The sequence below is a fragment of the Pseudomonas folii genome (assembly GCF_014357575.1).
Lineage (GTDB): Bacteria > Pseudomonadota > Gammaproteobacteria > Pseudomonadales > Pseudomonadaceae > Aquipseudomonas > Aquipseudomonas folii.
In genome coordinates this window covers 31,879-49,839 of sequence record NZ_JACONW010000013.1, presented here as the reverse complement: position 1 = coordinate 49,839, position 17,961 = coordinate 31,879, and the positions used below count along the sequence as shown (strand labels likewise).

Here is a 17,961-nt window from a genome sequence, read left to right as displayed (position 1 = left end):
TTTAATTGCTGAATTTTCGGGTTTAAGCGCTGCTTTACCGTGTTCAGGATGGTTAGCTGATCGCTTATGGCTCGACTACCTTCAACCAGGACCAGCGACGTTGATAGCTGGCCGCTTTTTTCAAAAACATTTCGGGATGAGCGTAATTGGGGTTGATTCGCAGAATCCCTTGCTCAAGTTCTGCAAGGCCATAAGGGGCATAGACTTCCTTCGTTTCGATATCCAGGCCAATACACGTCGCAGCAACAAGAAATCGGTCAATCCCCTGTCTTGCTGAGTGGAGCTGTGCATAGGGATGGCCGAATCGCTCACTGAACCAGAGATGCACGCGTGCCTGATTCCTGAGCTCGACGTTTACACCCAGATCCTGGAAAAGAGAGGTTGCGGCTTTGATGACTTCATCTTCTGCCTCCCACGACAGGTCTTCATCAAAGTAAAACACGTCGTAATCATTCACGCCCCAGGCGGGTGGCTGACTGGATTTTTGATTCCATACCGCCTGAAAAATGCATCCCGCCGTGAGCATGCATTGACTGAGACCCAGCGAAGGTAACCGGGCGAATATTTCGGCGTTGAGCGGGTTGGACATCGCGATGTCGATCAGGCTGTTGGCGGTCAGTGTCATGGGATTCCTTATGCTCAATCACAGCGATGTTAATCAATCACCGCCCTTCATGCGTCGGGCAATCAGGTAGACACCCAGACCCGCCAGCGCCGTGGCAGCTCCGATATACCCGGTGCTCGTCCAGCCCAGTCCGGCGGTAATGGCCATCCCGCCAAACCATGGGCCCAGCGCATTGGCCAGGTTGAACGCGGCATGGTTGGACGCTGCCGCCAGGCTGGGTGCTTCGTGGGCAATGTCCATCAAACGGATTTGCAGTGGCGCCGCCAGCGCGACCATCGTTCCGACAAGTCCGATACCCAGCATGACGCCCCACAACGAGCCCGCTGCGAATGGGAAAAACAGCAGCACTGCCATCGACCAGACCAGCAGCACACCTACCGCGCGAAACTGCATCCGGTCGAACAGCTTGCCGCCGACGATATTGCCAATGATGCCGCCAACCCCGAAGGCCGCCAGACCAAAGGGAATCCACTGCGGCGTAACCCGCGTCACCTCCAGCATCGTTGGTGCCAGATAGCTGAACACGCAGAACATTCCGGAAAAACCAATGGCCCCAATCGCAAGCGCCATCCAGACCTGCGGTTTCTTGAACGCGAGCAGTTCCTTGCGAGGATCGCTGCGCGGTTCGTCGCGGCGATCAGGCACGAAGCGCCAGACCAACCCAATCGTGCAGAGCGCGATAGCCCCCACCAGCGCAAACGCAGATCGCCAGCCGAAAAACTGACCAAGGAAAGTGGCGATCGGGTTACCCAGCAACATCGCCAGGGTCAGGCCCATCATCACCCTCGCTACCGCACCCGCACGCTTATTGGAGGGCACCATGCTCGAAGCCACCACCGCGGCAATGCCGAAATAAGCGCCATGGGGCAGGCCGCTGATAAAACGAAAGGCAATCAGACTGCCAAATGTCGGCGTAAACGCAGTCGCCAGATTGCCCATAGCGTAAAGCGCCATCAGCAATAACAGCAGATGTTTGCGAAGCAATTTGGCGCCCAGAATCGCCAGCAGCGGCGCGCCGACCATCACCCCTAATGCGTAAGCACTGATGGCATGACCCACCTGCGGTTCGCTCAATTGCAGGTTGCTCGCGATGTCGGGCATCAGCCCCATGATTGCGAATTCGCCAGTACCGATAGCAAAAGCGCCAACGGCCATGGCAGCTTCCATTTTGGCTGCGGAGCGCGCGGGCAGCACGTGCCCGGAGGATTGCTGAATAGACATGCGTGTTCAAATTCTCAAAAGGTGACAGGAGTTGCATCGTCGATGTCAGGCAAATATCGGCGAGAGGGTCTAGAGCGTTGTCTGGCGGGAGAGTTCAGCGTTCGTGTCGTTTTGGCCAGAATAAAGTACGATCTGCAACACCGCGTTGTTTCGTTCCTTCCTGCTTACCCCAGCCCAGGTGGCGCACGTAAGTTTATCCCGCTGTTGGCATTAATACGGACATGCAGATGCGTCATCTTCAGGATTTGACCCGCCGACTTCTCAGTCAGAAGATTCAGGGCCTCACCTTCCATTTCGAACCCCGCTATCAAGACGAGTTGGCGACGCTGGTACGGCAGTTCATTATCGCGCCGGAGCAGCACGCCACACTGGATTTGCCTGAGCCAAACCGCGGTGTGTTTCTGCTGGAGGGAGAGCGCAAGTGGGTCTTGAAATACAACCGACTGCCGCATTGGAAAAAGCAGTTGCAGAACTACCTTGGCCTGAAACGAGTTAGCGGGCTGCATGACTTGACCAACGAATTCATCAATCTCTCAGTGGTATCTCCTCGTTCGATCAACGTTCCACGCGTAGCAGGCTTTGGGTATAGAGCGCGTTTCCCGTTTATCAAGGAGGAATACTTACTGCTGGGTTTTTTCGATCAGCATTGCAGCGTTGATGATCGACTCATCGCGTGCCCCGAAGACTCCAGGCGTCTCCTGCCACAGGTATTCCGGTTATTCGAGCAGATGCTCCGCGAGGGTTATGTACACATGGACCCTCATCCTAAAAATATTCTGATCGGCCCGGATGGAAGTTTGCGGCTGATCGATTTCGAATGCTGTGCCCACTCGGTGATTGATCACGACTTCAGTCTTGGCTTTTTGATGGGGTACTTCTATCACTACTGGATCAAACGTTTCATTTCTCTCGAAGACTACCGGACACTCTGCGAGCATTACTTGCTCGATGAACAACCCAATCTGGAACGTGCCGTTTTCGACCCGGTGTTCGAGCGCTTTCTGACAAAGAAGGTTTCGCGTACCACCCGCTACAGCATATTGACCAGTGCCAGGCATCAGGCGAAGTTCCGGAGGGCACCTGATACCCATCCTTGAAGCGGATTGCGTGCGGTTCTTGAACAATCAGCGGCTAGCAGGCTCCGTCTATCGAGGACCGAGAGCCAGTGGCGGAGCTGCACAGTATGAACAAGAAGTGTGCTCAACCCATGCGCTTTACGCCAGCACATGGGTTGGGTTACTTGGGTTTACGCGACATGAGTATTAACGGATGTTGTTAGCCAGGCAAGCCAATTCACCAGGTCGAAGGCACATCCCAGGCGACCAGTCCGTTATTACAACTTCCCCACAGACGCTCCCCGGATGGGCTCCATTGCAGTTGCTCAAACTCCTTGCATCCTGAGGCTTCAGTTCCGAGGGTGAGTGAGCGACCGGTTTCCAGGTTCCATAGCACAGCAGAGTTTTTGCCACCGCTGCCGAGTGCCAGCAGACTGCCGTTGGGCGAACCCACCGCAGTTTTGAGCGAGTCCCGTCCGGGCAAGGTCAGTGAATAGCGCACCTTGCCACTGGCAATGTCGACAACGTGCATCCCGGGATTGACCTGCTTCCCTTCATCCAATACAAAGCCGACCGCGATCCATCCACCTTTGACGGAGCCGAAAGGCGCAGGGTCCCAGGGTGCCATGCCAGTGTCATCGTTGCGGTCCACATCGCCCAATCGGCGCGGCAGCTTCACCACGCGCAACACCTTGCCAGTTTTCCCGTCGAGTTCGGCAAGGCCGTAAACGTCTTCGACCCATGTGTTGGGCAGGAGGCCGTCCCAGCGTACAGGCTTGATCAGGCTATTACCGCGCAGGGAACCTTTCATCATGTCCTGGCGCGGGGAGGCAAAGCGCAACGTGTAATTCCAGGGCGTACCGTCGCCAGCGGGTTGCGCGTTGGCTTGCCAGACATTGAGCGTGTCGCGCCCCCCGCTAAGGCTGTGGTCATAGGGTAACGGCACGCCGTTTCCATCGTGGAAGTACTTTATGTAGTCGTCCGGTTTGGTCGTTTTTTCGAAGGCCATGGGGTGCTTGAACAGAGAACCGGTCTTAGCGTCAAAGCGCACAATGAGCCCGCCTGTCGTCAGATACCCCGATTGTCCACTCGCATCGCGCGACAGCTGCCACTGGTGCCAGTTTTCCTCCGTCGAGGTCCATAGTTCCCGCAGCTCACCGCCGGCGTCAGGCGACCAGCGCATCAATGCGCGCGGGTAGCTACGGATGATCAGAACACTGCCATCGCCCAGGACGATGAAGTTGTCCGGGGACTTAATGGACATGACCGCTTTCGCCTCGAGTACCTTCGCTTTGCTGTCCGGCAGGATGAGCTTCGGCTCGGTTACAAAAGAGATTGGCCTGGAGGGCGCGCGCCATTGGTCCGGGCTTGCACCCAGTTTCACGTTAGCGTTAGGCAGCTTGCTCAACGCATCGAATACCGGGCTGAATACTTCACCTGGTACGATGCTGCGATGCAGGAGGCTCGGCGCGCCGGGGCTGTAAATATTGAATTCGGCCAGCTCGCGCATCCTGCCAAAGAACCCGGCGTTGGGGTTCGGATACTCATCGTTTCGCGTCAGATAGACCACGGTTGCGGGGCGACCCAAGACAGGGTCAAGCTGCATCACGCGGGCAATGACACGACCGCTGCTGCGGCCTGTTGCTCCATGCTTATGCTCAGCGCTGCCGATCCAGGATTTATACTGCTCGGTCAGCGGAGCCATGCGCTTGCTGTCTGATTGAAAGCGTATAGTCCGTTCAATAAGGGCAATACGCTCGGGTATCTCTGATTCAGCCAGGGCGCCGTCGCGTACGTCTTGTTGCAGCTTGGGTAGATCGAACTGTCGGACCAGTTCCCGTACAAGATCAGGACGGCGCATCAACAGCACATTGCCCCACTCATCTTCCAGTTTGGACAACGGTTCAACGCCGGACTGCTCGCTCAAGCTCCCCAAGGGTCGCAACGCAGAGACGACTTGCGGCAGTACCTGGTTGAAGGGCAGGGAAACGACGATGTGCACCTCTGCAAGCCTGCGCCCATCTTTCGCCAGCTCCGACGATTGCAACGCCGATGGAAGCCCTTTGTCGACGTCCTCGGCAGCGCTTGGCTGGATTTGCCAGCCCTGGGGTAACGCTGCGGCATTATTCATACCGCTATAACCGATCGCCGCAGCCCATAACGCATACTTCCAGAATCCTGCGCATTTCATGTGTTGTACTTCCCTGGTATTCCGGCATTGTTGCCAGCTTCGGACACTGCTATTCAGTTAAAAATATATTCGGGCTCGTGAGCAATAAAACGGCAGTCAATACGGCAAGCGCTGTCAGGCATCATGCGGAGTGACTTCCTTGATTGGCCAGGACTTAGTTTGTCGGTACGTGGGAAAGTGCCGCAGTCTGGATTATCCTTCGCGATTTGAAATGAGTTTACAAGGACGTCCATGATCCCGATTAATCCGCTGGCCATGATGATCGGTTCCATGATCTTCATCTTTTCCCAGGTTTTTCTCTGGCTGCTAATAGCCGGCCTGCTGGCTTTTCTTATCCCTCGTTACAGACGGGCCATGCTGGCACGGCCCTGGCTGTTCGGCTTGACGTTCGTGGTGCTGGCGGCCACCAGCGTGCCCTACGTCAATTTCGGGGTTACCCAATGGCTTGATTGGCGTGCACATAACCCGCGTCTGGAGCGTGAAGAGGTGCTGGGCGATCTGGTGCTGCCGGCTGGCACGCAGGTCCAGTTGGAAGACGTCAAACCCTTTAACGACCTGAGCGGTACTCCGCAGCCTTACGGCATGCAGAGCCTCAAGCGCGCCGACTTCGAACGTACGCCCGGTAACATCATGGGCATACCTGTGCGTTGGCTCGAGCTGTGGCAGGGCCATGGTTCGGCGACGGTGGAAATATTGGCGGCTACCGACTTGCAAGGCTGGAGGTGTGAGCCGGGCAAGGTCGAGTTCCGCTTTCCATCCGGCGCTCATTTCAAGTTCTCCGAATGGCGTTTGAACCGCTGCACGCTGGCGCCAGGCAGCAAGCAGGGAGGCATTGTCTGGCCGGGATCGTTGACGGTGTCTTCCTCCTCGGGCGATAGCTGGGAGCTGGGGACGGACACGCCGACACGCCTGCTGGGACTGGAACTGAGATGGCTGAGCATGCGCCTGAACAAGCCTGACGGTGATGTGCTCAAGTGGAGCGGTGAATTGAACAGTGCAGCCGATTTCGGCCCTGTTCACTATCCTGTCGGCGCTCAAGTCAGCAGTTTTCAAGGCTACCTGCTCTTCAGCCCGCCACCTGAGGCGCAGGCCCTGGATCGGCGTACGGGAACGCCCATCGAGTCTGATCATTCGGTTATGCAGAGTGCTGATGGGAAGGTTCTGGATGTGCGCCCGAATGGCGAAGTGGGTGTGTGGTTTTATGATGAGATTGTGGTTCCTTGATGGCGAGTCTCAGGGCCGTCCAAGGCTTATCAAGCTCGGATCAGTTATGGAGAACGCATAATGTTCGCGACAGGAATTGCGCTATTCGCAGTAGGTTTGGGCACTGGAATCCCGGCTTATGGATACCGGGCTGTGCCTTGATGGCGGCAGGGTGTTTTAAAACAATCAATTGTCGGGACTGGCGGGAAGGAACATCGGTCAAAGCTTCCGGGCGAGGTCAACCAGACTGAGAGTGGCTGGCGCCAAAAAACATTGGCGCTTGGCTTTTGAGGCGAATTCAGTAAGATTGCGTTTTTTGGATCCAATAAGGATCTATCACCTACTCAAGCAAGCCATTGCCAGCAGCGATAGCTTACCATTCGGGCAAAGTGCTGAAAGGAAGTCCACCGGTATGATGCCCGACGAAGCTTTACGTGTTACCCGCTGGATGACCTGCCTCTCGATCACTACTGTGATTCTGGGTTCGATATTCGCACTCTATTTGGCGCAAAAGCCTAGCTCCTCCTTCCTCCCACCGTATTTCCTCTCGTTCGCCGTGATGTGGCTCACCAACCTGGTTTCAATGGTGCTGAACGTTATTTACTGGTCTGTCCGCCGAGGGCCGAAATGGCTTTCGGTCACGCTGCTGATTCAAGCAGGGATGTGTTTAGCCCCTTTTGTTGTATCCCTCTTCGGGGATTATTTCTTCGGCTGAGCGGTTGCAATCCGGAACGGGTAAGTAGCAGTCACGCTGCCATGAACGCAAAGGCTATGAAGCATCCAGGTTGCTGCAAGTGAAGGCTTTATCTATTGCGGCAATTGACTTTAGTGGCGTGAACCACGCCGCAGCGATGATTCGTTGTTTGGGCAAAGCTAATTGGAAAGGATATACATCGGTATGATATCCCACGGCGTTTTACGTTTTACCCGCTGGATTGCCTGCCTCTCGATCACTACTGTGATTCTGGGTACGATATTCGCACTCTATGTACTGCAATTGCCTAGCTCTGCCTTCGTCCCGTCGTCTCTCTTCTCGTTCGCCGTCATGTGGCTCACTAACCTGATTTCAATGGCGTTGAACGCTATTTACTGGTTTGTCCGCCGAGGGCCGAAAGGGCTCTCGGTGACGCTGCTGATTCAAGCAGGGCTAACGGTAGCCGGGTTTCTTGCACTGAGGTATCCGAATTATTTATTCGGCTGAGCGGTTCTACCCCGGCTCGGGTGATTAGCATTCAAGAGCAACAGCGTCGTGCAACGGGGATTGATATTAATGAAAAATCTCTGATCCAGAGATCACTTCGCTAAAGAATATCCTTCACGATAATCAGAAAGTTATCAGGGAAAATATGAAATATTTATCGGTTTTTACGCTGGTTATGGTGGCCATCCTTTCGGGCTGTGACAAAAAATTAGAAGACTTTAACCACCTTCCCGCCTCGTATGGCAGCTCAGACCAGTTGTCAGTTAATAAACAGTTACTGGCGGAGTTTAAAGATAAGAATTTTGTTTGCCGCAGTGAGACGGATTTTTTGCCGAAAGAGTCCCCCGCGGCGGCGCAGGCTTTCAGGCAACTGGTGGAGTACGCCTCGAAAGGGGACCAAACCGAAAACTTCTGGATGGATAAAGAGCATAAAGAAAAGCGTGAGAGTTTACTCGCTGCTGCCGTGAAAGAGGGAAGCTGGAAGGCCATATATCTCGACAGTGTCTGGACGCTGCGTTATCCGGCCAGCCCCGAAAAAGCTGCCGCAGCGTCAGATACAATCAACGAATTTGTTCAACAGGGTGTACCAATTGTAGTCTCTGCCTATGGAGCCTCTCTTTATGGCCGGGACTATGACGCGATGTACAAGCTGCTTTCTGAAGCCGTTGATCGCGGCAGCCCGCAGGCGATGGCATCAGTCGGGGGAAATATCGTCCCGCAGGCGAAAGAGCTTCATCCTGTTGGTAAACAGATGCTTGAGTGTGCGGTAAAACAGGGTTATGCCCCGGCCTACATGAGCCTGGGTAAACTGGCCTGGATGGAAGGGCGTCGTTTGGATGCCTACCGCTTGTGGGAAAAAGGCGTCAATGAAGGATGTGCGTCATGCACCGAGTACCTTGAGTCAATTGGACGGGTGCGTCGGGGCTATACGCCTGCAACGCCGATGCTGGATTTGGTCCCCGAGCTTGCAGCAATTAACGCATTCTACGAGAACAATTTCTTCTACGAACTGAGTGAGCTCAGGGATTTCGAGCGCCCGCTTCCTGAAGAACTCGCCTTTCATCTGGATGACAAAGAACTCCTTAAATTGCTGGAATTAGAGCAACGTACTCAGTATTGAATTGGTAACCCATTATCCGGTGCGGAAAACATATTTTCTGCACCTGAACCAAGGCGCTGCAAATAACTCCATCCCCACCATCACGGATGTAATCATTGGCGTAATAAAAATTATGACGATCACATTTAAAGCAGCGTGCCGTTTTGCCGTTTTGCCGTGTTCGCTGCTGTTGCATCGCTTCTTTCAGGCTGTGTGTCAGAGCTCATCAGTGCCAGGCAGCAGGCGCTCGATCTTCCGTTGCAGATCACCATTCGGGTACTCGATGAAAATGGTCAGCCCATTCCCGATACGGTCGCACTCGCCGTACAGCCCCTCAACGTCGGGAAGAAACTGTTCTGTATTAACTTGTATGGTGGAAGCTGCGCGACATTCTGGAACATGCACGTTTTCAAGGGGGAGGTCGGCCCTGATGGTGAGGAGACCTTTACAATAAAGTACGCGACCAGTCTGACCGTCCAGGTGGCCCTTCCATGCTCCGACCCCAAAGGAAATCGCAGGTACTTCACCCGGCATATCAAATGGAGTGACCTTTCAACGCAGCGAGTATTCATCATGGAAGGTGATTGGGATCCTGCAAAGGGATACTACGCAGGCTCTCTACCTTGCTCCACAACCACGCCGCCGCTTAGGGGCTGGGATGATTATTATTGATGCAACTCCATCTACCCTTCAGGGTAGTGACGATCTCAGGTGTCGCCGTCATTCATCACAATAATACCAACATGGTATGAAAGTGGATGCCGCTATACGGTGATCAGCTAGCAGTGATGGCTTTTTGTAATTCCCCGGTTGAACCTGGCCGATATATTCCAGTCTGTATGCGTGATTCGTAATTCTCCGACTTCAAGGACGACCACCGTTATGCCTTTCTCAGCTTTTGATCGACTCAATAAACTTGCTGCTGTATGTGTTCTGCTTGGCACAATAATGGCGTTATCAGGTTGTGATAATCCTAATTCGTCCGGCAACTCCCAGACGCCTGCCACCACTCAGGCGGAATCGGCTCAAGCCGTAGAACAGCAAAAAATCAACTTGTATGTGAAGGCTTACAACCGCTTGCTGGACGACACTTTTGGGCTGCTTGGAAGCATCAGGTTATACGGCGAGATGGAACTTGATCGCGCCAAACCGACTGACATGTTCCATGCTCCGACGTCCAACAGCCATTACACGGATGCCATTAATGCGCTGAAGCAGGGCCGTGCGCTATCTGCTGCAGGCTCGGAAGATGCAGACGCAGCCGCTGATGCTTTACTGAAAACCTTGCCTGTTGTTGTTACACGCATTGATGAGATCGCGCCTTACTTTAACGGTGGCGCCTATCGAGAGGATAATCTGGCGAAGGGGAGAGCCCAGGACCCGGCGACTCGAGCAGCGTTCCAGGACGCCATGGACAGCCTGGGGCAGATGGATCAAGCACTGTCGACTCATCAACGGCGAGTTCAGGCAGAAGAGGCTGAATCTCTTCGCAAAGAAGGCAACATGCCGGCTTACTATACGCTCAACAGCCTGATGCTCGGGACCGATATGGTAAATGCCATGAGCCAGAAGGACGTGGCGAAGGCCGACACCATCGTGCCGAACCTGGAGGCTTCACTGGAAGAACTGCGCAAGTCGCTAATCGACTACAAGGATCCTGTGACGAAGAGCAGCATGAGCATTGTGCAAAGTGCGTTGACCAACTCCATCGGCTTCATGCGGCAATATAAAGAGCTTAAACATGACTCTTCTATCAAAGCGATGATGGACTCCTACAATGCAGCAGTGGGTGCAGCAAACAATCTGCGATAGTTCCAGTCCACGGCAGAAGAAGAGCGCGCTTTGATTTTTGGCGTGTCTCTTCTGGAGAATTGCACGAGTGAGGTGCCCTTAGCCCGGCATCGCTACCTTCGTCGCAGAACTGCGCTGAAGAGTCTCTTCAGCGCGTTCAGCTAGCTTGTGCATTTCAGGCGCTGCCGTCGAGACCATGCATATGAGCAACAACCTGCATAAAGACCCAGGCATCACCTTTTTCGTAGGTCTCAAGCGCTTCGCTGCCGCCGAGAAACGGGTATGGCTTCGGGATGTAGACCTGATCTTCAGCTAGAGGGCCCAGATGCTGAAATAATTCGGCGACGTGATCCGACCTCAGGACGTGCAGATCGAACCCCGGTTCTTTCAGTATCTCGGTTTCAAACTCTTCGACTGACTCAAAGCTTCCATACGACTTCGCCGCGCGCTTGAAGGGGTGCAGGACGATATAGTCCTGGTCGTCCGGGCTGCGAAGGAAGAAATGACCGAGGCTTGAGTAACCGACAACCTCAGTGTGCTCCGGGAAGTTGGGTGCCCATGAACCCAGATCGCTCGAGGGGCGAGCCGAAAAGAGTGTGTAGAGAACAGGTCCGGATGGCTTTCCGAATATTTTAGAGAAAAGTCCCAAGGGGGAAACCTCAAGTTGGGCGCATCGTCTCAGGAACGCGCCTGTGAATTCTGTGGTCGTCACTATTGAGAGCCACACTCGATTTAGCGGATTACTTCAGATCTCATGTCTCGCGCGATGACTTTCACACCGTTCCAGTCGGAGCCGGAACCGTTAAATGATAAAAGACAGTCCTCAATATGCTGACCGCCTATACCAAGTATATGGCTGACGAAGTTACCATAGTGTGTAGGGCAGTGGAATCAATGTGTGGTGAGGTATCGAATACCGTCGCGGCACCTACCCAATGATGAGAGGGTGGAGTTCTTTCAGTAGGCTGATGAGGTGTGCATGAAAGCAGTCAGGGTGTTGATACGAATTTTTCTGTATGGAATTTTTGTCTTTTGCCTACTCACCTATACGTTTATGCAAGGGTCAGAATATGACTGGATGGGGCCCGATTACGTTATAGAGGATAATTCGAATGACAGGGGGGGTATAAGAGGTCTAGCGGTGGCAATTGCCTTATTCACTCAGTTTTTGATTTATGTGAGCTGTTCCAGGAAAGAAGCCGCAATGACTGTTGTATTGCTTGCGGTTGTGGTTGCTGTTTATTGGTGATCGGTATGCCCGCCTGATAGATAGGCGGATTTGCAGTCCCCATGCAAATCATCAAGCGGGTGCATACCGACCTGTCACTCTGGGTAGTACAGCCACGTGCGGTGCTCCGGCAGTTTAAGACAGTTATTCAGCCGTGCCCTGACGCCATTCCACCTCAAAGCGATAGTTGACATCCACCTTGCTGGCATCTACCGGCAGATTGGTCTTGGTCAGTACGAACTCGAACGCCGGTTCGAAGTAGCCATCGCGCAGGATTTCCCCCGCCAGTATCTCCACCTCATACCAGCCATTCTCGACTTCAATCGTCGGTCTGTTGGGTTGCTGATAACGCTCGAGCAACTCATCGAGGTTGTCCTCCGTGAACGCCTGCAGGATGCGCCACGTGTAAAGGTGGATGCGGCCGTGCTCCACACGCAACGAATAACCGCCGCGCCGATGCTGGATCCGATCTTCGTATCGAGGCATTTCAGGTTCAGTGCCTTCCAACGTGAAGACAATGTTGTAAGGGTGGTTTTCCACTCCGATGAGGGGGATGAGGACACCTTCAAGAACGGCCTTGTCGCCACTTTCATTGGAAGTAAACTCGCTAGCCAGGTCATCGGGAAGTTGATGCTCGTGCTTGAAACGTTTGAGGAGTTGCAAGTCACTCAGCAGGAAGTAGTCAATCACGTCATTAAGGACTTCGGAAAACGTATATTGCATGAGGAGGTATCCTTGATGTCACGGCGCGAAAATGAAAACTAGTCAGGTATTGGCGAGTCCGTTTCTTTCATTACCCACGCTAATGCTGCATCAGGTAGCGCTCTACCAGCGCATACCCTGAGATACCCATGTCAAGGTGATTGCGGTACTCGTCAATCGGCAGCATCCGAACAGGGTAACCTGAGCGGTATAAATTACCTGCCATATTGAATTCAAAATCCACCAGGTCTGGCTCATCCAGCACACCGCTACCGAGCCATGGCCACTCGCCGGACAAACATTTTCCGACGGCTGTAAAAATCACTGTAAAGGGCCCGCAGTGCTCTTCAAACACCAGGTACTTGTTTTCATCAGGAAGGCGTTGGTCTGTGCCTACTGAGACCACACAGAATGCAAATACATTCTTGAATTTGCCTTCTTCACTCTCGATACCCATCCATATAGCTTGACACACCGCACCCCGGCCATCGCTCATAGGGATGACGAAATAATCACCTTTATTCACTGTTTTTTTAGCGTTCATAAACACCCTGACATCAACAAATACCGACTCTGTTTGTACCTTGCCAGCCCTGTCTGGCAATCCCCTTGTACCGCAAGTGCTCCATGACCCCTAGCTAGCCAACCATGGGCGGCGCATTTATGAGCACAGTCGAGGAGTGCAGTTCCACATCATCAAGGCTTCGTAATCTTCAACCGCCATCGGACCTGATAACCGTCCGAATTCGGGGCGCTGCCACGCATGTGGCTCGCGCATTATGGTGTCACCCGTCGCAATTTGCTGCGCATGAGATTGACTGCACGTCGTCGAGATCGTTAACTGTATGCATGTACAGTCATTCTTCGCAAGGTCAGCCTAATGAGTATTACCATCCTTGGTCCCATATCGGCCGGGGGCGAAAAGCTCCCGCTTTATTCCTTTCAGGCATCTGCAGGCTTGCCGTCGCTGGCTGCCGATCACATCGAAAAGCACATCTCACTGGATGAATTGTTCGACGTCCCGACACCCGATCTGTACATGGTGAAAATTGAGGAGGACAGCATGCAGGGGGTGGGGATTTTCTCCGGGGATCTTCTGATCGTAGATCGCAGTCTTTACGCGGAACATGGCGACATCGTCATCGCAGCGCTCAATGCTGAACCCCTCTGCAAGCGGCTGCATATGCGTGAGAGCACATGCATGCTTACCTCGGAAAACAGCAAATACCCACCACGCCACGTGATGGAATGCGACGAGCTGGTGATCTGGGGTGTCGTGAAGCACAGCGTGCGCGTTCATGGCAAATTGTGAACCTGTATCTGCGCTTAGACTGATAGATGACTCGTGCCGGCCAGGTCAGCCTCCACATGGATACCCGGCGAGGTGCTCCAGTACGGCGCGCGACGGGGGGATTCGAGCCGCTCCAGAATGGCCGAAACCGACGTTGTGACCTAACATCGACCCTCACTCTCTGCTCACAAGGCTGCGCCATGTTGCCCCAACGTATCCACTCACCTTCGTTGCACGACCTGCAAACCACCGTGGCCGAACTGCTCGGCAACAGTGACGAACACGTCGTGGTGCAGTTCTTGGCGCCCGAGCAATACCCGGCACCGATATTGGCAGCGCTGGATGCCTTGTGCGCACAACACGGCCATCGCCTCGACGTGCGCTTCTACGGGCACTACGCCGCCGACCAGCCCTTCGACGGTCGCACACTCGAAGCCCTGCCTAACGTGCAGACCTTGACCCTCGATTGCCTCTATCACGCCGAACGGCTTGAGACGCTGGCAAGCCTTGCGTACCTGGGCAGTCTGGCGCTTGGCGTGGACAAGCTTGACCTGAACCCGATATTGGCCTTGAGCAACCTGCAAAACCTGACCATGCTGCGGGTTTTCCAGGAAGTGGGGCCAAAGCTGGACCTCGCTTCGGTCAGCCGCCTGCCCCACCTGCGGGTGCTCCACCTGAATGCAAAAACCCAGGGGCTGAAGCCGCTGGAAGCGCTTACTGGGCTGACCGAACTCAGCCTGTACCGACAGCCGGCCACTACCACGTTTGAGGTGATCTCGAGGTTATCCGGTTTGGAGACTCTTTCAATCGGTTTTGGCAGCCGTGAGGCGATGCCGGAGTTGTTCAGTGACAGCGTTACGCACTTGAGCCTGCTCCGGGTGCGCGGGTTGCAAGCGCTGGAGCTTGGACGCTTTCCCAGTCTTGAGGTGTTGGAGATTGAGGATCAGCCGCACTTGGGTGAGCTGGTTTTGGGGTCGTGTAGCAGGTTACGGGGGTTGCGTTTGGCTAATCTCAAGTCGCTTGGGCGGATTGACGGGTTGGGTGAAGTGCCGGTGGGCAAGTTGTCGATTTATAAAACGCCGGAGTTGGATTTGCTGGCTTTGCTTGATCAGCCGTTGCCAGAGTTGAAAGCTGTGCGGTTGGTGAGTGGTAAGCGGGGGGTTGATCAGGAGATTGAGGCGAGGCGCGAGACGCTAGGGCTCGCGTTGGTGAAAGGGATTTTTGAAGAATGAGAGATGTTGGTTTACCGGACTTTGCAAGAGCACATTGTGCCCGCTTAATCTAAGTAAGAGCTTCATTGGCGCATGGACATCCTGGTGATAAGGATGCTTGCTCCCGCTTAAAAACTCTCGGACACCGCCGCCCTTAATGCCGGAGTTCGATAGGTGTTCGCCATCCGCTTACAGAAAACTTGATGATATTGACTTAAGTTCCCGTATTAATCCGATGAGTTGTCACTGCTTGGCCCGACCGCGAAAGTGGCGGCAGGCTACTCGATCCCTTACAGCCCGCACTCCTTGGTAATAGGCTCTAAGACGAGCGAAGCAGGCGCCTTTCCGGTCTTAATGTCTAGCACCTCCAAATAGCAACCAGACTTGGGCGCTGAGTGGGTAATCTGATAGGTCGCTCCAGCTTCAGGGATGAAGCTACTGATGTTCATGCAACTCCTTTGAATCGCCGACGGGTCGGTGGTCTCGCGCTGCTTGGTTCCGGTACTAAGAGCGGTGAGGTATATACGTCTGTCAGGCTCTACCAAAAATTGATTCTTTTCGCTCTCTGACTGTGAAACACGGCCCAGCACGCCGGTATCTTTTGTGTCCAGGCAATGGGCGTCGTGATAAGCCCAGTATGCCTGGAAGCCACCGGACATCAGGTTGTTGTTGCCCCACTTGGCATCAAGGGTGGCGTGAGGCGCTGTCAGCGCCGGTTGCTGGTAGTGACCAACGCAGCCAGTAAGCAGAAGCGCACAACTAATTAGAGAAAACTTATTCATCGTCGCATCAGGCACAGGTTTGAGCGCGGCAAGAAATCAGGAGAATTTGACCACTCAGGATTGAATCCACAGGATCGTCAGGTTAACGCCCTCTATTCGGGTTTCCAAGCCCTCCAATATCCGCAGAATTAGCGTCAGCAGAATTGATCCACCCAGGCCGTCAAAGGTTGAATCAAAAAATACATGCTTTAAACAGGCCTACCTTTGAATTGCATCGGGCTGCATTCATGTAAAGGCCGTTTCAGCAAGGAGGAGTGGGTATGTCAGCGTCAACGAAGAGCGCGCCCGGATTTGCGTCTGCCGTAGTCTTGCCAGGTCAGCTTTGGTTGGAAGGGGGTAAAGATTTTCGTTGTGCTCGCCTCTGAATCGTTAATGCTGTTCAGAGTTCTGCAGGCAAGAAAAAGGGCGGTTATGCCAGGTTTCAGCTCTCAATGACCGAAGCCATTTTAACTAAGAAGCCTTACAAAAACCGCCCAATCGCTTGTATCTATATGGCTCCACGACCTGGACTCGAACCAGGGACCCAGTGATTAACAGTCACTTGCTCTACCAACTGAGCTATCGCGGAATGAGCGCTATGTTACTGTTTCAATTGGATTAGTCAAGCGTGGGCCAAAAATATTTTTACTATTCAGCAGGTTGGCGGGTCTGGTTTCCAAATGCGGGGGACTTTGGCGTAGTGTAGTTGGCATGCTCCTTGTGACTGATCTTCAGAGAGGTGAAAGAAGTGACTGCCAGCAATCGTCTTGAAACATTATTTCCCACCCTTGAGCAAATCCCCGAGCAGTATCGTCCGGACAAGGCCATCGAGCAGCGGGAGTACCTGGTCAACGGTACATTGCAGCTGTGGCAAGGGCCGCTGGCACCGGTGCGCAGTCCGGTGTGTCTCAGTGCTGTCGATGGTATCCAGTCGGTGATTCTGGGCAGTACGCCGTTGCTTGACTCGGCCACTGCGATGACTGCGCTGGAGGCGGCGGTTCAGGCTTATGACCGAGGGCAGGGCGCTTGGCCGACGATGCGGGTGGTCGAGCGCATCCGACACGTCGAGGCATTTCTCAAGCGGATGCGCGAGCAGCGTGAAGCGGTGGTCAAGCTGCTGATGTGGGAGATTGGCAAGAACCTCAAGGATTCCGAGAAGGAGTTCGACCGTACTTGCGACTACATCGTTGACACCATCAATGCTCTTAAGGAGCTGGATCGTCGCTCCAGTCGTTTTGAGCTGGAGCAGGACACACTTGGTCAGATTCGCCGTGTTCCTTTAGGCGTAACACTGTGCATGGGGCCTTACAATTATCCGCTGAATGAAACCTTCACCACGCTCATTCCGGCTCTGATTATGGGTAATACCGTGGTCTTCAAACCGGCCAAGTTTGGTGTGTTGCTGATTCGGCCATTGCTGGAAGCGTTCCGGGACAGTTTTCCGGCGGGCGTCATCAATGTGATCTACGGCAGCGGTAGAGAAACGGTCAGTGCGCTGATGGCCAGTGGCAAGATAGATGTGTTTGCGTTCATCGGGACCAACAAAGCGGCCAGTGACCTCAAGAAACTGCACCCCAAGCCACACCGCTTACGCGCTGTGTTGGGGCTGGATGCAAAGAATCCGGGCATCGTGCTGCCAGATGTTGATCTGGATAACGCTGTAAATGAGTCGATAACCGGATCGCTTTCTTTCAACGGTCAGCGCTGCACGGCGCTCAAGATTCTGTTTGTGCATGAGAGCGTAGTCGATGACTTTCTGGAGAAATTCCAGCAGAAACTTGCTCAGTTGAAAGCAGGCATGCCGTGGGAACCAGGTGTATCGCTGACTCCATTGCCTGAGCCCGGCAAAACTGACTACCTGAAAGGATTGGTGGACGACGCTGTAACCAAGGGTGCGCGGGTAGTCAATGAGGGGGGCGGGCAGGTTGATGAAACATTTTTCTATCCGGCCGTGCTGTATCCAGTGACGTCGGCAATGCGGGTTTACCACGAAGAACAGTTTGGTCCGGTTGTGCCTGTTGTACCGTATCGGGATATTGAGTCGGTCATCGATTACGTACTGGACTCTGATTTCGGTCAGCAACTGAGCCTCTTTGGTAATGACTCGGCACAGGTTGGGCGGTTGGTAGATGCTTTCGCCAATCAGGTGGGGCGCATTAATATCAACGCACAGTGCCAGCGTGGACCGGATCAGTTTCCTTTCAACGGTCGCAAGAATTCCGCGGAAGGTACATTGTCGGTTCACGATGCACTCAGGGTTTTCTCGATCCGTACCCTGGTTGCGACTAGATTTCAGGACGCTAACAAAGCGCTGATCAGCGACATCATCCGCAATCGCGAGTCCAGCTTCCTTACCACTGACTATATTTTTTGACAGCTTTG

At 53.9% G+C, this 17,961-nt stretch carries 16 protein-coding genes and 1 tRNA gene; 9 read left to right on the top strand and 8 right to left on the bottom strand.

Translation table 11 applies throughout. The features are described 5' to 3' along the window. Positions 1 to 64: 64 nt before the first annotated feature. Both H8S59_RS05095 and H8S59_RS05090 read right to left on the bottom strand, forming a co-directional pair. The gene (locus tag H8S59_RS05095; RefSeq protein ID WP_187520700.1) at positions 65 to 625 is read right to left on the bottom strand and encodes a nucleotidyltransferase family protein; all 561 of its coding nucleotides are present in this window, start codon (positions 623 to 625) and stop codon (positions 65 to 67) included. A gap of 33 nt (positions 626 to 658) precedes the next feature. After that, the gene (locus tag H8S59_RS05090) at positions 659 to 1,846 is read right to left on the bottom strand and encodes an MFS transporter (protein ID WP_187520699.1); all 1,188 of its coding nucleotides are present in this window, start codon (positions 1,844 to 1,846) and stop codon (positions 659 to 661) included. A gap of 227 nt (positions 1,847 to 2,073) precedes the next feature. Here H8S59_RS05090 and H8S59_RS05085 point away from each other — a divergent pair, with 227 nt between their 5' ends. Continuing rightward, positions 2,074 to 2,943 (top strand): phosphotransferase, encoded by an 870-nt coding sequence (locus H8S59_RS05085; protein ID WP_187520698.1) that lies wholly within the window; start codon positions 2,074 to 2,076, stop codon positions 2,941 to 2,943. Positions 2,944 to 3,139: 196 nt separating this feature from the next. Here the strand turns inward: H8S59_RS05085 and H8S59_RS05080 are convergent, their stop codons facing one another. Beyond that, positions 3,140 to 5,092 carry a WD40 repeat domain-containing protein gene (locus tag H8S59_RS05080; protein ID WP_187520697.1) on the bottom strand — a complete coding sequence of 651 codons (1,953 nt, stop codon included), beginning with the start codon at positions 5,090 to 5,092 and terminating at the stop codon, positions 3,140 to 3,142. Positions 5,093 to 5,323: 231 nt separating this feature from the next. On the opposite strand from H8S59_RS05080, the gene H8S59_RS05075 reads away from it, so the two are divergent. From H8S59_RS05075 to H8S59_RS05055, 5 genes are all read left to right on the top strand, one after another. Further along, complete coding sequence (locus H8S59_RS05075) at positions 5,324 to 6,316, top strand: hypothetical protein (RefSeq protein WP_187520696.1); 993 nt, start codon at positions 5,324 to 5,326, stop codon at positions 6,314 to 6,316. A 232-nt stretch (positions 6,317 to 6,548) separates the two neighbouring features. Beyond that, on the top strand, positions 6,549 to 7,010 hold the full coding sequence (locus H8S59_RS05070; RefSeq protein WP_187520695.1) for a hypothetical protein: 462 nt from the start codon (positions 6,549 to 6,551) through the stop codon (positions 7,008 to 7,010). A gap of 631 nt (positions 7,011 to 7,641) precedes the next feature. After that, complete coding sequence (locus H8S59_RS05065; protein WP_187520694.1) at positions 7,642 to 8,616, top strand: hypothetical protein; 975 nt, start codon at positions 7,642 to 7,644, stop codon at positions 8,614 to 8,616. A gap of 156 nt (positions 8,617 to 8,772) precedes the next feature. After that, on the top strand, positions 8,773 to 9,267 hold the full coding sequence (locus H8S59_RS05060; protein ID WP_187520693.1) for a hypothetical protein: 495 nt from the start codon (positions 8,773 to 8,775) through the stop codon (positions 9,265 to 9,267). 210 nt (positions 9,268 to 9,477) lie between these two features. Next, positions 9,478 to 10,407, top strand: coding sequence for a DUF3829 domain-containing protein (locus tag H8S59_RS05055; protein WP_187520692.1), 930 nt, complete (start codon positions 9,478 to 9,480; stop codon positions 10,405 to 10,407). A gap of 154 nt (positions 10,408 to 10,561) precedes the next feature. Here H8S59_RS05055 and H8S59_RS05050 read toward each other — a convergent pair whose 3' ends face one another. The 3 genes from H8S59_RS05050 to H8S59_RS05040 form a co-directional block, all read right to left on the bottom strand. Then, on the bottom strand, positions 10,562 to 11,098 hold the full coding sequence (locus H8S59_RS05050) for a T6SS immunity protein Tdi1 domain-containing protein (RefSeq protein ID WP_214658202.1): 537 nt from the start codon (positions 11,096 to 11,098) through the stop codon (positions 10,562 to 10,564). 660 nt (positions 11,099 to 11,758) lie between these two features. Further along, complete coding sequence (locus H8S59_RS05045; protein ID WP_187520691.1) at positions 11,759 to 12,337, bottom strand: hypothetical protein; 579 nt, start codon at positions 12,335 to 12,337, stop codon at positions 11,759 to 11,761. 79 nt (positions 12,338 to 12,416) lie between these two features. Further along, on the bottom strand, positions 12,417 to 12,860 hold the full coding sequence (locus H8S59_RS05040) for a hypothetical protein (protein ID WP_187520690.1): 444 nt from the start codon (positions 12,858 to 12,860) through the stop codon (positions 12,417 to 12,419). A 336-nt stretch (positions 12,861 to 13,196) separates the two neighbouring features. Here H8S59_RS05040 and H8S59_RS05035 point away from each other — a divergent pair, with 336 nt between their 5' ends. Beyond that, positions 13,197 to 13,628, top strand: coding sequence for a LexA family protein (locus tag H8S59_RS05035; protein WP_187520689.1), 432 nt, complete (start codon positions 13,197 to 13,199; stop codon positions 13,626 to 13,628). Between the two features lie 179 nt (positions 13,629 to 13,807). Further along, the gene (locus tag H8S59_RS05030) at positions 13,808 to 14,839 is read left to right on the top strand and encodes a leucine-rich repeat domain-containing protein (RefSeq protein ID WP_187520688.1); all 1,032 of its coding nucleotides are present in this window, start codon (positions 13,808 to 13,810) and stop codon (positions 14,837 to 14,839) included. A 269-nt stretch (positions 14,840 to 15,108) separates the two neighbouring features. Here the strand turns inward: H8S59_RS05030 and H8S59_RS05025 are convergent, their stop codons facing one another. Next, on the bottom strand, positions 15,109 to 15,600 hold the full coding sequence (locus H8S59_RS05025) for a hypothetical protein (RefSeq protein ID WP_187520687.1): 492 nt from the start codon (positions 15,598 to 15,600) through the stop codon (positions 15,109 to 15,111). A gap of 492 nt (positions 15,601 to 16,092) precedes the next feature. Beyond that, positions 16,093 to 16,168 (bottom strand) — tRNA-Asn (locus H8S59_RS05020). Positions 16,169 to 16,327: 159 nt separating this feature from the next. On the opposite strand from H8S59_RS05020, the gene H8S59_RS05015 reads away from it, so the two are divergent. Next, positions 16,328 to 17,953, top strand: coding sequence for an aldehyde dehydrogenase family protein (locus tag H8S59_RS05015; RefSeq protein WP_187520686.1), 1,626 nt, complete (start codon positions 16,328 to 16,330; stop codon positions 17,951 to 17,953). The last annotated feature ends 8 nt before the right edge of the window (positions 17,954 to 17,961 follow it).

Bases quoted from the DNA above. Each gene is read 5' to 3' on its own strand.
- H8S59_RS05030 (WP_187520688.1), top strand. From the start codon at position 13,808: ATGTTGCCCCAACGTATCCACTCACCTTCGTTGCACGACCTGCAAACC.
- H8S59_RS05025 (WP_187520687.1), bottom strand. From the start codon at position 15,600: ATGAATAAGTTTTCTCTAATTAGTTGTGCGCTTCTGCTTACTGGCTGC.
- H8S59_RS05090 (WP_187520699.1), bottom strand. From the start codon at position 1,846: ATGTCTATTCAGCAATCCTCCGGGCACGTGCTGCCCGCGCGCTCCGCA.
- H8S59_RS05040 (WP_187520690.1), bottom strand. From the start codon at position 12,860: ATGAACGCTAAAAAAACAGTGAATAAAGGTGATTATTTCGTCATCCCT.
- H8S59_RS05065 (WP_187520694.1), top strand. From the start codon at position 7,642: ATGAAATATTTATCGGTTTTTACGCTGGTTATGGTGGCCATCCTTTCG.
- H8S59_RS05095 (WP_187520700.1), bottom strand. From the start codon at position 625: ATGACACTGACCGCCAACAGCCTGATCGACATCGCGATGTCCAACCCG.
- H8S59_RS05035 (WP_187520689.1), top strand. From the start codon at position 13,197: ATGAGTATTACCATCCTTGGTCCCATATCGGCCGGGGGCGAAAAGCTC.
- H8S59_RS05075 (WP_187520696.1), top strand. From the start codon at position 5,324: ATGATCCCGATTAATCCGCTGGCCATGATGATCGGTTCCATGATCTTC.
- H8S59_RS05085 (WP_187520698.1), top strand. From the start codon at position 2,074: ATGCGTCATCTTCAGGATTTGACCCGCCGACTTCTCAGTCAGAAGATT.
- H8S59_RS05080 (WP_187520697.1), bottom strand. From the start codon at position 5,092: ATGAAATGCGCAGGATTCTGGAAGTATGCGTTATGGGCTGCGGCGATC.
- H8S59_RS05055 (WP_187520692.1), top strand. From the start codon at position 9,478: ATGCCTTTCTCAGCTTTTGATCGACTCAATAAACTTGCTGCTGTATGT.
- H8S59_RS05045 (WP_187520691.1), bottom strand. From the start codon at position 12,337: ATGCAATATACGTTTTCCGAAGTCCTTAATGACGTGATTGACTACTTC.